This window comes from Hymenobacter saemangeumensis, from assembly GCF_039541835.1.
Classification (GTDB): domain Bacteria; phylum Bacteroidota; class Bacteroidia; order Cytophagales; family Hymenobacteraceae; genus Hymenobacter; species Hymenobacter saemangeumensis.
On the sequence record NZ_BAABGZ010000082.1, the window covers coordinates 42945 to 56142 of the forward strand.

General features: G+C 61.3%; 10 protein-coding genes. 6 read left to right on the forward strand and 4 right to left on the reverse strand.

Going from position 1 to position 13198, the window contains the following annotated elements; all coding sequences use genetic code 11:
- The first annotated feature begins 39 nt into the window (after positions 1-39).
- The 3 genes from ABD919_RS22930 to ABD919_RS22940 all read left to right on the forward strand — a co-directional run bounded on the left by ABD919_RS22930 (position 40) and on the right by ABD919_RS22940 (position 1795).
- Positions 40-468 (forward strand): GNAT family N-acetyltransferase, encoded by a 429-nt coding sequence (locus tag ABD919_RS22930; RefSeq protein WP_345238430.1) that lies wholly within the window; start codon positions 40-42, stop codon positions 466-468.
- 97 nt (positions 469-565) lie between these two features.
- Positions 566-1195: a hypothetical protein gene (locus tag ABD919_RS22935; protein WP_345238431.1), complete on the forward strand. Its 630-nt coding sequence runs from the start codon at positions 566-568 to the stop codon at positions 1193-1195.
- A gap of 93 nt (positions 1196-1288) precedes the next feature.
- Positions 1289-1795, forward strand: a complete 507-nt coding sequence (locus tag ABD919_RS22940) for a cupin domain-containing protein (protein ID WP_345238432.1) — start codon at positions 1289-1291, stop codon at positions 1793-1795.
- Positions 1796-1962: 167 nt separating this feature from the next.
- On the opposite strand, the gene ABD919_RS22945 is transcribed toward ABD919_RS22940, so the two are convergent.
- Both ABD919_RS22945 and ABD919_RS22950 read right to left on the reverse strand, forming a co-directional pair.
- The gene (locus ABD919_RS22945; RefSeq protein WP_345238433.1) at positions 1963-4167 is read right to left on the reverse strand and encodes a penicillin acylase family protein; all 2205 of its coding nucleotides are present in this window, start codon (positions 4165-4167) and stop codon (positions 1963-1965) included.
- A 114-nt stretch (positions 4168-4281) separates the two neighbouring features.
- On the reverse strand, positions 4282-4629 hold the full coding sequence (locus ABD919_RS22950; RefSeq protein ID WP_345238434.1) for a HesB/IscA family protein: 348 nt from the start codon (positions 4627-4629) through the stop codon (positions 4282-4284).
- Positions 4630-4831: 202 nt separating this feature from the next.
- On the opposite strand from ABD919_RS22950, the gene ABD919_RS22955 reads away from it, so the two are divergent.
- Entirely contained in the window at positions 4832-5368 is a 537-nt protein-coding gene (locus ABD919_RS22955) for a DUF7935 family protein (protein ID WP_345238435.1), read from the forward strand.
- A 246-nt stretch (positions 5369-5614) separates the two neighbouring features.
- On the opposite strand, the gene bshA is transcribed toward ABD919_RS22955, so the two are convergent.
- Positions 5615-6754 (reverse strand): N-acetyl-alpha-D-glucosaminyl L-malate synthase BshA, encoded by a 1140-nt coding sequence (gene bshA / locus ABD919_RS22960; RefSeq protein ID WP_345238436.1) that lies wholly within the window; start codon positions 6752-6754, stop codon positions 5615-5617.
- Between the two features lie 146 nt (positions 6755-6900).
- Positions 6901-9903, reverse strand: a complete 3003-nt coding sequence (locus tag ABD919_RS22965; RefSeq protein WP_345238437.1) for a serine hydrolase domain-containing protein — start codon at positions 9901-9903, stop codon at positions 6901-6903.
- Positions 9904-10194: 291 nt separating this feature from the next.
- Between ABD919_RS22965 and mutL the strand changes: the two genes are divergently transcribed.
- The gene (gene mutL / locus ABD919_RS22970; RefSeq protein ID WP_345238438.1) at positions 10195-12249 is read left to right on the forward strand and encodes a DNA mismatch repair endonuclease MutL; all 2055 of its coding nucleotides are present in this window, start codon (positions 10195-10197) and stop codon (positions 12247-12249) included.
- Between the two features lie 126 nt (positions 12250-12375).
- Positions 12376-13170, forward strand: a complete 795-nt coding sequence (locus ABD919_RS22975) for a rhomboid family intramembrane serine protease (protein ID WP_345238439.1) — start codon at positions 12376-12378, stop codon at positions 13168-13170.
- Positions 13171-13198: the final 28 nt, after the last annotated feature.

Consider the following 13198-nt stretch of genomic DNA (forward strand, 5'->3'; position numbering starts at 1 on the left):
CTACCGGCACTCCAATGAGCGCCACCAAGTCAGCTGCTGATGTTTATTCGCGAAGCTCGGGTTCAGGATATTGACGCTATGTCGGCGGTGCGGCTGGCAGTAAAGGAGAACGTGCTTTCCAACCCCGCGCTGGTCACCTATGACGATTATGTAGACTATCTATTCCGCCGCGGGCAGGGCTGGGTGGCGGAAGTGGAGGAGCGCATCGCCGGCTTTGCCATTGTCGACTTGCAGGAGCATAACGTGTGGGCCCTGTTCGTGCATCCCGATTTCGAGGGGCAGGGCCTGGGCCGCGCCCTCCACGACACGATGCTAAGCTGGTATTTCAACCAAACCCGCAAAACCCTGTGGCTGGGAACTGCGCCCGGCACCCGGGCCGAGGCGTTTTACCGCAAAGCGGGCTGGCGCGATTTGGGCCTGCGCGGTAACGGCGAAGTAAAATTTGAGATGCAGGCCCTGCCGCGGTAGCGCAGCATCTGTACTGGGCCTTGCCAAGGATTCGTAAGCTAAGTTTGCAGGAATGAGCCGCTAGGTAACCGGCCATCCAACCCATTCTGTGCTTTCTATGAAGTCCGCTTTCATTCTCTTCTTCAGCCTGCTTGTAGCAGTATCGACCTACGGGCAGAATTTTGAGGGCCGCATCCTGTACACCAACTCCTACAAAAGCAAGATGGCTAATGTGGTCGACCAGCAATGGAGCGACATGATGGGTGTTACGCAGGAGTATTTCATGAAAGGCGGCGACTACAAATCCATTATGAATGGAAAAATGGTGCAGTGGCAGCTCTACCGCAGCCAGGATAACAAGCTGTACACCAAAATGGCTAACTCCGAGGCCGCGCTGTGGAACGACGCCGGCGTAAACCCGGACGAGGTATTGAAGGCCGAGGTGAAGAAAGGCGCCGCGACTGTACTCAACTATAAGTGCGACGAGCTGACGCTGACCTGCAAAAGCGGCATTCAGAAATACTACTTCAGCTCCACGCTGGGCATCGACGCCAGGCTGTTCGCCAACCACAAGTATGGCAACTGGAGCGAAGTGGTAAAACATAGCAGAGCGGTGCCGCTGAAGATGGTTATTGAAAGCCCGCAGATGACCCTGGTTGCCATTGCTACGGAGGTGAAGCCCCAGAAGCTGGATGCGAAAATGTTCGAGCTGCCGGCTGGCCTGAAGGCCGAAAAGAGCCCGTACTAAGGGTTGCCCGGCAGGTGGTGGTAAAAGGCAGCCCACGGTATCTGCCGTAACTTGCAGGCCCCATTTCAGCCACTTCGCTATTCGCTAAGCATAATGCAGGATAATAACGCCGAGAAAAAAGCTCTATTCCAATTAGTTGCCGACAAGCTTCAGCAGCAGGGCTTCGGTATTGAAAAGCAGGACCAGACCCGCCCCTGGGGCGGTTTCTTCGTCATTCAGGAAGACCAGGCGCAGCAGTTCGCCGATACGTACTTCGACGGGCTGTCGGTCGACCAGCTGCGCATCTCCGGCAAGCTTAGCCCCAAGGTGCTGCTGGTAGCGCCGCAGCAGCGCCTGAGCTGGCAGTACCACCACCGCCGGGCCGAGATATGGCAGGTAGTGCAGGGCCCGGTGGGCGTAGCCACCAGCCCCACCGACGAGCAGGGAGAAGTTAAAACCTACCACGCGGGCGAGCGAATTGTGCTGCAGCAAGGCGAGCGGCACCGCCTCGTGGGCCTCGACAGCTGGGGGGTGCTGGCCGAAATCTGGCAGCATACCGATGCCGACAACCCTTCCGACGAGGAGGACATCGTGCGGGTGCAGGACGACTTCGGCCGCTAGCAGCTTTCCGGCATTTCAGGCCGAAAAGCGCCATATTACGAACACAAAGGGCCTTGCCAGCATAGAGCGAACCGCGCTAACCGCGCTATTCCCTCGGCTGGCAAGGCCTTTTGCTTTTCTTCAGTAGCGTTAATTGCCGGGCGCCAAAGCGGGACGGAGGCCCAGCGCTATTCTCCGGGCCGGTAGCTGCGCTCGGTATGGGCCTGCACTTCTTCGGGGTAAAACCAGACCTGCTTGAACTGCCCGTTGGTATAGAGACTGGCCTGGTCGGTAAAGTGCGGCGTGCCGGGCCGGCTGCTTTGGCCGCCCGTTACCACCGAGCGGGCTTTGATGCGCGGGCCAAACTCCACCACGGCCACAAAGCTGTTGCCCACCGTGCCGTAGCGCTTTTTGGTGTTGGGGTAGGCCCTGGCGCCATAGGCGGCAAGTGAGCCCCAGGCCGACGAGGCAAACGCTACCGGTAGGCTGGGCAGCTGGTCGTTGTACGTTTCCTGAATCTTGCCGGTCAGGCGCTGAAAGCGGTTCACCTCGCCCCAGGGCTTGCGCCAGGTGCCAAAGTCCTTGCTCAGGTCGTTGAGCGTTTCGGCCAGGGCGCCCAGCTTTTCCGGGGCGCTGGTGTTGCGAAGGGTAAACTGCACAAAGCTCATATAATCGGGTGCAGGCTTGTCGGCCGGCAGCCGGGTGCGGGCCAGGGCCTGCAGCTTCTCGGCCCAGTAGATGGCCACCGTCTGCGCTACCGAAGTCGTGCTATAGTTGTGGTCCCAGGCCTGGAGCAGGGCAATAGCATCAGCTACCGCCTGCGGCGGGCGCACGGCAGCCGTGTCCTGCTCGGCTTCGAACACCGCGATGAGGGGTGGAATAAGGTCGTCGAATGCGGTCAGGTGCGGGTCGTTAGCCGCGGCAATGAGGGTGTCGAGGGTAAATTTCTGGCGCCGGCTGAGCACGCGCACGGCATTCAGGCCGCGGTAGTTTTCGGGGTCGGGGGCCATGTAGGCGGGGTACTTTTCCCGGCTGGGGCTGCCGGGGCCCGCCACGGTAAACGGGGTTGAGTTGCAGTTCTGAATGTAGCCGCTGGCGGGGTTGCGCACCTGTACCAGCTCCTCCACGCCGTGAAAGCCCTGCCACTCGGTTTGTGGGTTGGCGCCATCCACCGGCTGGCTCCAGTCGAACTGCGGGGCGCGGCGGGGCATGAAGTTGCCGTGCCAGTAGGCAATGTTGCCCTGGGCATCGGCAAACACCGTGTTGTTGGAAGCGTTGCCGTTAAGCTGCTGCACTTCCTTGAATTTGGCATAGCCATCGGCTTTGGTACGGAGGTAGGACTGCGACAAGGCCGCCAGGGGCTCGTTCATCATGCGCACGGCCACCCAGTGGGAGTTGTCTTTCTGGCCCACGATGGGCCCGTGGTGAGTGCGGTAAATGGTGAATTCCCGGTGCAGCACCTTTTCCCCGTCCCGGTAAGGCAGCCGCACCTTTTCGGCCCGCACCGGCCGCAGCTTATTGCCGTAGCGGTAATAGAAAGCGCCTTTCTTTTTCTCAATGGTTTCCAGGTACTCGTCCATGCTGTCGGCGTAGCTGGAAGTGTGCATCCAGCCGCAGTGCTGGTTGAAGCCCTGGTACACAAAAAACTGGCCCCAGGTAACGGCGCCATAGGCGTTCAGGCCGGCTTCGCTCACCATCTGCACCTCCGAGCGGAAGTAGAACGAGGTATGGGGGTTGATGAGCAGCAGCGCGTGGCCGCTGGCACTTTTAGCCGGGGCAATGGCAAAGCCATTGGAGCCCACCGCCTCCCGCTGGTATCGTTCGCGGTCATTATCCAGCCACGTAGAAGACTTTTTCTCGGAGTAAAAAGCCTTGATGCGGTCCAGCGGCACCACGCTGATGTTGCCCCCAATGCTGCCCTCGCTGAACATGAGCGGCATCCAGGGCTGGAAGCGCGTGAGCAGGCGCGGCTTCACTGTAGGGTGGGTGTGCAGGTAGTAGTTGGTGCCCGCGGCGAAGGCATCGAGCAGCTCCTTCATCCACGGCGGGCTTTTGCGGTACACGGCAATGGCCTGGGTCGAGTCCATGAACAACCGAGCCCGCAGGTCGTGGTAAAGGGCGCTTTCGCCTTCAACTTCCGCCAAGCGCCCAATGGCGTCGAGGTAGTTCATCTCCACCCGGTCGAAGTCGTCCTCGCACTGCGAGTAAAGCAGGCCGAACACGGCATCGGCGTCGGTCTTGCCATAGATGTGGGGCACGCCCCAGGTGTCGCGCACAATGCGCACCCGCTGGGCCTGCTGCTGCCAGCGGGCCACTTCCTGGGGCGTGAAGGCCTGAGCTGCCGGGCCAGCAGTCCAACAAAGCAGCAGCAAAAGCAATCCACGTAACACCATATAAGCAGGAATTAAGATGAGGCGGCAAAAATGCAAAAAGCTCCGGCCGTAGCCAGAGCTTTTCAGTTTGAGAAGAAAATCAGCGCCATCCCAAAAATCAGCGCCAATCAGTGATTATGCGGAGAACGAGGAGCCGCAGCCGCAGGTGCTCTTGGCCTGGGGGTTGTTGAACACAAAGCCCCGGGCGTTGAGGCCGTCCTGAAAGTCTACTTCCATGCCCAGTACGTACATGGCGTGCTTTTTATCCATGATGAGCAGCAGCCCGTCGAGGTCGTAGGTTTCGTCCTGCTCCTTGGCTTTGTCGAAGCCCAGCAGGTAGCTCATGCCCGAGCATCCGCCGCCTTGCACGCCAATGCGCAAGCCATAATCGGCCGGCACATTCTTTTCCTGGATGATATTCTTCACCTCGACCACGGCGCGGGGGGTGAGGCTGATAGGGGCGATTTTAGTGGCCGTTGCCATAATGTGAATCGTTAAGAATAAGGTGAAGTGCAAAGATACGGCGGCCGGCCTTGTGGCCTGCCGGGGCGTACCATACGTAAACAGCAGTTGGGGGGCCACGGTTCACGGCGTAAGTTTGCCTGCTACACCAAGCAGCCCGCGGCTGCGTTATACCGCCCCCACCACCCCTTTTACGTGCCAGGCTGCCGCCTGGTGTTTGTGCATGGATACCACTGCCTATCTTTTCGACCTGCTGAAAATCATTCTACCCGCCCTCATCGTGGCCGGGGCCATCTTTCTGCTCATTCAGCAGTACCTGGAAAAAGAGCAGCAGCGCCGTGTTATCGAGCTGCGTCTGGAAAACAGCAAGGCCACCCTGCCCATTCGCCTGCAGGCCTACGAGCGTATTATCCTGTTCCTGGAGCGCATCTCGCCCAACAACATCCTGGTGCGCTTGAGCAGCGCCGGGCAAACGGCCGCCGACTACCACCGGCAGCTGCAGCACGAAATCCGGGCCGAGTACGAGCACAACCTCTCCCAGCAGCTCTACGTGTCGCCCGAAGCCTGGAACCTGGTGAAGGAAGCCAAAGAAAACGTGCTGACCATGGTGAACCGGGCCTACCACGGCCTGCAGAACCCCACCCAGCTGCGCGGCACCGAGCTGGCCAAGCGCATCCTCGAAGGCATGATGACCGACGCCGCCGACCCCACCGACCAGGCCCTGAGCTCGGTGAAGCGCGAGGCCGCCGGGCTGTTTTAAGTCAGGAGAACGTGTCATTGCGAGTGCAGCGCAGCGGAACGCGGCAAACGCAGTTCGGGTAGCCAATCCGTCCTCTAGCATTCAGTCGCCACTGAGGTGTGATGCATAAAAAAGCCCCAACGCCTATGCTGGCGTTGGGGCTTTTTCTATGTCTGGGTTTACCTGGTTTCTGAGTGCTAGAGGAAAGATTGGCTACGCCGAACTGCGTTTGCTGCGGCCTACGGCCTCGCAATGACACGAAACAACTTACGCCACCACACTCTGTGCCGCCTCAATGGCGCTGCGGTAGCACTCCTCGTACATGGGCACAATCTGCCCAATCTCAAACTCCTCGGCCCGGGCCCGTGCGGCGTCCTTAAAGCGGGGGAGGTTTTCATCGTCCAGGATGAAAAGGGCATTCTTCACCATGTCGGCCACGTCGCCGATTGCGCTTACGGTGCCGGTCACGCCGTGCACGTTCAGCTCGGGAATGCCGCCGGCGTTGGTACTCACCACGGGCACCTCGCAGGCCATGGCTTCGAGGGCAGCCAGGCCGAAGCTTTCATTCTCGGAGGGCATCAGGAACAGGTCACTCACGCTGAGCACTTCCTCCACCGCTTCCAGCTTGCCCAGGAAGCGAATGTCCTGCTGCAGGTTGAGGTCGCGGGCCAGCTTTTCCATGCGCGAGCGGTCGGGGCCGTCGCCCACCAGCAGCAGCTTGGCGGGCAGGGCGGCCCGCACGCCGGCAAAGATGCGCAGCACGTCTTCCACCCGCTTCACCGAGCGGAAGTTGCTGGTATGAATGAGCAGCTTTTCGCCATCGGGGGCAATGGCGGCCCGGAAGTGGCTTTTGTTCTGCTTCCTAAAGCGGCTCAGGTCGATGAAGTTGGGGATGACCTGAATGTCTTTCTCAATGGCGAAATACGCGTAGGTTTCCCGCTTGAGGTCGGCCGACACGGCCGTCACGCCGTCGCTCTGGTTGATGCTGAACGTGACCACCGGCTCGTAGCTGGCGTCTTTGCCCACCAGGGTAATATCGGTGCCGTGCAGGGTCGTAACCACCGGAATGTTGATGCCGCGGGTGCGCAGAATCTGCTTGGCCATGTAGGCGGCCGAGGCGTGCGGAATGGCGTAGTGCACATGCAGCACGTCGAGCTTCTCGTTCTGCACGATGTCGACCATCTTGCTGGTTAGGGCCAGCTCGTAGGGCGGAAACTGGAAGAGGGGGTAGGCCGGCACGTACACCTCGTGGTAAAAGAGGTTTTCGTTGAAGAAGTCGAGCCGGACCGGCTGGCTGTAGGTGATGAAATGCACGCGGTGGCCGCGCTGGGCCAGGGCTTTGCCCAGCTCGGTGGCCACTACGCCGGAGCCGCCAAAGGTGGGGTAACAAACAATGCCGATGTTCATGCGAAAAGCAGAAGAGGAAAGCTCAGCTAGCCAAACCGGTATTGCGTCCGGATGTTGGCTAAGCCAAGGTCTTTGCAAAGACGATTCAGGGCCCCCAATGTTGCTTTTTTATTTCGCAGTAGCCCCCTTTCGGTCGAAGCCGGGCGCTAGTCTTTCTGCTTGGCCGCCGCCATGGCCTTGTAAATCACGTCGTGAATGCGCGTGCGGATGTTGTACTGCCGCAGCTTGTTGTTGGCCGCGTCGGGGTACACGCGGTTGGAGAGGAAGATGTAGAGGATTTTGTTTTCCGGGTCCATCCACACGCAGGTGCCCGTGAAGCCGGTGTGGCCGAAGGTGCTGGGCGGCGAAAGGCTGCTGGTAGGCCCTTCGGCTTTTTCCGGGGTACCGTGGTCCCAGCCCAGGCCGCGGCGGTTGCCGGCCGTCTGCACCCGGGCAAACTCCGATACCACCGGGTTCTGAAAATAGGTGATGCCACCGTAGCGCCCGTTTTGCAGGTTCATCTGCATCAGCACGGCCAGGTCGTTGGCTGTGGCAAACAGCCCGGCGTGGCCGCCCACGCCGCCTACCAGGGCCGCGGTTTGGTCGTGCACCGTGCCTTGCAGCAGGCCCCGGCGGAAGTATGTGTCCTTCTCCGTGGGCGCGATGCAGCTCTTGGGGAAGCGCTGCAGCGGGTTGTAAGTCATGCTGCCCAGGCCCAGCGGACGGTAGAAGTTGTCTTGCAGGAATACGTGGATGGGCTCGCCCAGCAGCTTCTCGCTCAGGCGCTTCATAATGATGAAGCTCAGGTCGGAGTACTCCACCGGGTACTTGCCCTTAATCTTGGGCATGAGGCTGGAGCGCATGGTCCAGGCCCATACCGAGTCGTCGGCGGCTTTGGTGCTGTACTCGCCGGGCGCTACTTCGTTGGGAAAGTCGTCGGAGCGGGTGCTGGCGTAGAACGTAGGCTTGAGGCCGCTGCTGGTGATGGTGCGCTCCCAGGTAGGAATGCCGGGCTTGAGGCCGGCCTGGTGCAGCAGCACCTCGCGCACGGTCATCTCCCGCTTGTTGGTACGGGCCAGTTCGGGCAGGTAGGTGGCTACTTTCTCGTCGAGGTCGAGCTTGCCCTGGTCCTTGAGGTACATCACGGCCTGCAGCGTGCCGGCCACTTTGGTCACCGAAGCCAGGTCGTAGAGCGTGCTGCTCGTTACGGGCTGCGACTGGTCGTAGGTGCAGTAGCCGTAGCTCTGGTCGAACACCACGGTACCGTTTTTAGCTACCAGCACCTGGCAGCCGGGGGCGGCGGCGTAGGTCTGGCTTTCGAGGGCAATGTTGTCAATCAGGGCCAGGGTGCGCGAGTCCAGGCCTTCGCTCTCCGGGGCCGCGTAGCGCAGGCGGTTCAGCTCGGGCGTGGCAATGCCGGTACCCACGGGCAGCAGCGGCGACACGGTAACCGGTAGCTTGCCGCGGGCCGGCAGGGCGCCAAACAGCACCTGCGGCACCACAATCTGACCTGCGTAATGGTCTTCGTAGCCGCACACCAGCGTGCGCGAATTCTCCAGGAACTTCAGGGCGTACGCGTTGCCCATGGCCACTACCACGGTTTTAATACGGGTGTTGGCCTGCAGCTGCTTGATGAAGTTGAGGGCCCCATCGCCCAGCCCGTAGTTGTGGGCGGGCGTGTTGTTCATGTTGTGGAGGCTCACCACCACCACATTATAGCCCCGCAGCCGCGCCCGGATACGGCCAAAAGTCGAGTCGGGGGCGTAGCGGTCCGACACGGCGAACACCGGGCCGGGCTGGTACTTGTTGAAGATGGTAGCGTAGGGCCCCTCGGCATGGGTGCCGATGGTGATGGCCGCAATGCGCAACGTATCAAGCCGCTTGAATGGCAGCAGCTTGTCTTCGTTCTTCACCACTGTGATGGCGTGCTCGAAGATGCTCTGAGCCAGTACCCGGGTGCTGGGCCGGTTCAGGCTGTCGTGCAGCACCGAGAGCCGCACCGGCTTGTACTGAGAGAGCCCGGCCCAGTACTTGGCCCGCAGGATTTTCTTTACCCGCAGGTCAATGTCGTCCTGTTTGAGCTTGCCCGCGGTAATGGCTTCGCGGATGCGGCGCAAAGCCGCCGGCACGTCTTCCGAGAACAGCAGCACGTCGTTGCCGGCCGCCAGGGCCTGGGCATCAAGCTCGCCGTCGTTGTAAATCTTGCTGACGCTCTTCATGTTCAGAGCATCGGTAAACACCAGCCCCTTGAAGCCCATCTTGTCCTTCAGCAGGCCCGTCACCAGGTTGTAGGAGAGGGTAGTGGTGCGGGCGTTGGTGGTGTCGAACAGGGGCATGTAGAGGTGGGCCACCATCACGCCCATCACCCCGGCTTCGAACGACTTCTGGAAAGGGAACAGGTCTACTTTGGTCAGCCGGGCCAGGTCGGTGTTGATAACCGGCAGGGCCACGTGCGAGTCGGTGTCGGTGTCGCCGTGTCCGGGAAAGTGCTTGGCCACGGCCATTATCCCATTATCCTGCAGGCCTTTGATGTATTGAATGCCCAGCTTGGCCACCTTCTCCTGGTTTTCGCCGAAGGAGCGGTTGCCGATTACCGGGTTGCTGGGGTTGGAGTTGACGTCGATTACCGGCGCAAAGCTGATGTGTACGCCCAGGGCGCGCATCTTGCGGGCAATCTCGCGGCCCATCCGGTACACGTACTTCTCGTCGTCCATCGCGCCCAGCGTCATCTGCTTGGCGAAGTGGGCCGAGGAGTCGAGGCGCATGTCGAGGCCCCACTCGGCGTCCATGGCGATGAGCAGGGGCACCTGGGCGGCGGCCTGCAGGCGGTTGGTCATCAGCGCCTGGCGCTTGGGGCCGCCCTGCAGAAACATCACCCCGCCAATGGCCTGGTTGCGCACCAGCTGCTCGATGCGGTTGGCATGGGCGCGCTCCTTGTTGGAGTAGGCAGCCACCATGAACAGCTGGCCCAGCCGCTGCTCGGGCGTGAGCGAGTTGAACACACTATCCACCCAGGCCATTTCTATAGGTGCTGCTGGCAGAGGGTCGGCGGGCAGCTTCTTTGGCTCCGAAAACGACAGCAGCAGGCCCGATGCCAACAACAGCACGGCGACGAGGCCAAGCCGAAAATTGGTGCGAATCAGCCCTACAGGGTTGTTTAGTGAGTTCAAAGGGTAATCAGGGCCGGCAGGCCGTACTTTTGTCGTGGTTAGCAGCGGAACCGCGCCAGGGGTTTGCGGGTTCCGTTTGGGTGGTCTGTGCAAGCAAAGAACCTGGAGAAGAAGGTGCAAGTTTTTGGCTTTCACCCCAGGTAATTCGCTGGCAAAGGTACGCAAAAAACCGTGTGGCGGGTTGAAAACGCCACAGAATAAGCAATATTGTAGCATAAGCTGCGGCTTGTCTCTCAAAAGCTTAAGCGCCCCAAAAACTGTGCTGCTCCCCGCCACTTTTCGCACCCAACTATGCCCGATATCATTCAACTGCTTCCCGAGTACCTCGCCAACCAGATTGCGGCCGGCGAGGTGGTGCAGCGGCCGGCTTCGGTGGTGAAAGAGCTGCTGGAAAATGCCGTCGACGCCAAGGCCACCCAGGTCCAGCTTATTGTAAAGGAAGCCGGAAAACAGCTGGTGCAGGTGGTCGACAACGGGGCCGGTATGTCGCCCACCGATGCCCGCATGAGCCTGGAGCGGCACGCGACCAGCAAGATACGCTCGACCGAAGACCTGTTCCGGATTCGTACCCTGGGCTTTCGGGGCGAGGCTCTGGCCTCCATTGCGGCCGTGGCTCAGGTGGAAATCCGCACCAAGCAGCGTGAGTATGACACCGGCACCCTGCTGCTGGTGGAAGGCTCGCAGATAAGCAGCCAGCAGCCCACGGCCTGCCCTGATGGGACGAGCATCGCCGTTAAGAACCTGTTCTTCAACGTGCCGGCCCGGCGCAACTTTCTGAAGAGCAATGCCGTGGAGATGCGCCACATTCTCGACGAGTTCCAGCACGTGGCCCTGGCCAACCCCCAGATTGCCTTTTCCCTGTACCAGAACGACCTGGAAGTGTTCAGCCTGCCGGCCGGCAAGCTCAGCCAGCGTATCGTGGCCTTGCTGGGCAATGGCTACAAGGAGCAGCTCGCGGCCTGCGAGGAAGTAACGCAATTCATCACCGTGAAGGGCTTTGTAGGCAAGCCGGAGTCGGCTAAGAAAAGCCGGGGCGACCAGTTTTTCTTTGTCAACAACCGCTTTATCCGCTCGGCTTACCTCAACCACGCCGTGCTGGCCGCCTACGAAGGCCTGCTGCCCCGGGAGGCTCACCCGTTTTACGTGCTGTTTCTGGAGCTCGACCCCAAGGCCATCGACATCAACGTGCACCCCACCAAGACGGAAATCAAGTTTGAGGACGAGAAAACCGTGTATGCCGTGGTGCGGGCGGCCGTCAAGCAAAGCCTGGGCCTGCACAACATCGCGCCCTCGCTCGACTTTGAGGGCGACGTCAACTTCGCGCCCATCCGGCCCCTGCGCGGCGGCAAGGGCGACGCCGGCACTGGCGCCCACCTGCCCGCTGCCAGCCCGGCCGACCGCGCCGCGGGCAGCCGGGCCGACTTCCGCCCCGACGCCCTGGCGGCTTCAGTGGAGCCCCGGGCGGCAAGGCCGGCCTCGGCCAGCTCGGGCTTTGGCAACTTTCATGCGGACACCCGCACCGATGGCTTCGAGCGCCGACCCAGCGAGCAGGCCAAGCGCGAGCTGGAGGCTTTCTACCGCGAGCTGGGCCAGCCGGTACAAAGCGAAGACGACCTGCTGGGCGGCGAGCAGCCAGCCGTGGCTTCCTCGCGGCCGATGCCCACGTTTGTGCCCGAGTTCGACCAGCCCTCTGGGCTGGCCGCAGCCCCCGTCCTGCCGCTGGAGATGCCCGAGCCAGCCCCGGCCGCGGCCATGCCCTCGCGCGAGAGCGGCGGAGCCGGGAGCCGGGCGGTGCAGGTGCAGCAGCGCTTCGTGCTCATGCCGGTGAAGTCGGGCGTGCTGCTACTCGACCAGGAAGCGGCCCGGGAGCGCATTCTCTACGAGCAGTACAGCCAGGAGCTGAGCCGCACGGCCGGTACTTCGCAGGCGCTGCTGTTTCCGCGCACGGTGACTTTCTCACCGGCCGACTTTGCGGTGCTGCGTGAGCTGACCGAGGCGCTGCATGCCCTGGGCTTTCGCTACAGCGACTTTGGGCCCAATACCATTGCCATCGAGGCTGTGCCGGCGGGGATGCCGTCTCAAAACGAAAAAGAGCTGCTGGAAGGGCTGGTGGAGCAGTTTCGTACGGCACCGGGGCCCGTGAAGCTCGACCGCCACGACCGCCTGGCCCGGGCGCTGGCCCGGCGCGTGGCGGTGGCCACCAGCGCCCCCCGCCTGCCTGAGGCGGAGCTGACCGCGCTGGCCGACCGTCTTTTTGCCTGCCAAGTGCCCGGCTACACCCCGGACGGGCGCCGTACCCTGGTTAATATCGACGGGCAGCAGCTGGCGGATTTTTTCCGTAAGTAGGGCGGCGCGTATCCTTGCTCTGGGTCTGCCGCCGCTGGGAGCCGCGCCCCGTACTAGTTTTGCCCGGGCTTGTGGTGCTCGCTTACGGGCGATGCGGCCCAAGCCATCAGAAACCAATGCTCCTGCATGTTTAACCTGACCCCGACCGTCCGCAGTCTGCTTTTTGCCAACGCCTTTATCTACCTGGCGCAGGTAGCTTTTCTGCCGCAAATCATGCAGATTGGCGCCCTGTATCCCATCGGCTCGCCTTACTTCCAGCCCTGGCAGTTCATCACCTATATGTTCCTGCACGGGGGGCTGATGCACATTTTCTCCAACATGTTTGGCCTGGTATCTTTCGGGCCTTTGCTGGAGCAACGCTGGGGCAGCCAGCGCTTTCTCACTTTCTGGATGATATGCGGCATCGGAGCCGGCGTGCTTTACGAAGGGGTGCGCTTCTACGAAGGGCAGCAGGTGGAAAAGGCCCGGCAGGAGTTTGTGGCCCAGCCCTCGGGCGGCGGCTTTGCCGAGTTTTTTCGCGAATATGCGCCCAGCTACACGGGCTACGAAACCCTGGCCCGGGCCATGGAATCTGACCCGCAGAACCAGGATTACATCGGGGCCGCGGTGAAGTCGGTAAACACGGTGGTAAGCGAGATGCAGAACTCCAAGAGCGGGGGCATGGTCGGCGCATCGGGGGCCTTGTTCGGGCTGCTGTTCGCCTTCGCCTACCTGTTCCCCAATACCGAGCTGATGCTGCTCTTCTTTCCGTTTCCGATAAAGGCCAAGTATTTCGTGGGGCTGTACGCCTTGTATGAGCTCTACGCGGGCGTGCACCGCACGCCCGGCGACAATGTGGCACACTTCGCCCACCTGGCCGGCTTGTTGATTGGCTTTATCGTACTCAAGTTCTGGGAGCGGGGCCGGCAAGAGTTCTATTAGTACCTGTTCCTTTTTTCGAATTTCTGAT

What these genes read in the sequence shown, in the direction of transcription:
- ABD919_RS22930 (WP_345238430.1), top strand. Translation starts at nt 40, where the DNA reads ATGTTTATTCGCGAAGCTCGGGTTCAGGATATTGACGCTATGTCGGCG.
- ABD919_RS22935 (WP_345238431.1), top strand. Translation starts at nt 566, where the DNA reads ATGAAGTCCGCTTTCATTCTCTTCTTCAGCCTGCTTGTAGCAGTATCG.
- ABD919_RS22940 (WP_345238432.1), top strand. Translation starts at nt 1,289, where the DNA reads ATGCAGGATAATAACGCCGAGAAAAAAGCTCTATTCCAATTAGTTGCC.
- ABD919_RS22945 (WP_345238433.1), bottom strand. Translation starts at nt 4,167, where the DNA reads ATGGTGTTACGTGGATTGCTTTTGCTGCTGCTTTGTTGGACTGCTGGC.
- ABD919_RS22950 (WP_345238434.1), bottom strand. Translation starts at nt 4,629, where the DNA reads ATGGCAACGGCCACTAAAATCGCCCCTATCAGCCTCACCCCCCGCGCC.
- ABD919_RS22955 (WP_345238435.1), top strand. Translation starts at nt 4,832, where the DNA reads ATGGATACCACTGCCTATCTTTTCGACCTGCTGAAAATCATTCTACCC.
- bshA (WP_345238436.1), bottom strand. Translation starts at nt 6,754, where the DNA reads ATGAACATCGGCATTGTTTGTTACCCCACCTTTGGCGGCTCCGGCGTA.
- mutL (WP_345238438.1), top strand. Translation starts at nt 10,195, where the DNA reads ATGCCCGATATCATTCAACTGCTTCCCGAGTACCTCGCCAACCAGATT.
- ABD919_RS22975 (WP_345238439.1), top strand. Translation starts at nt 12,376, where the DNA reads ATGTTTAACCTGACCCCGACCGTCCGCAGTCTGCTTTTTGCCAACGCC.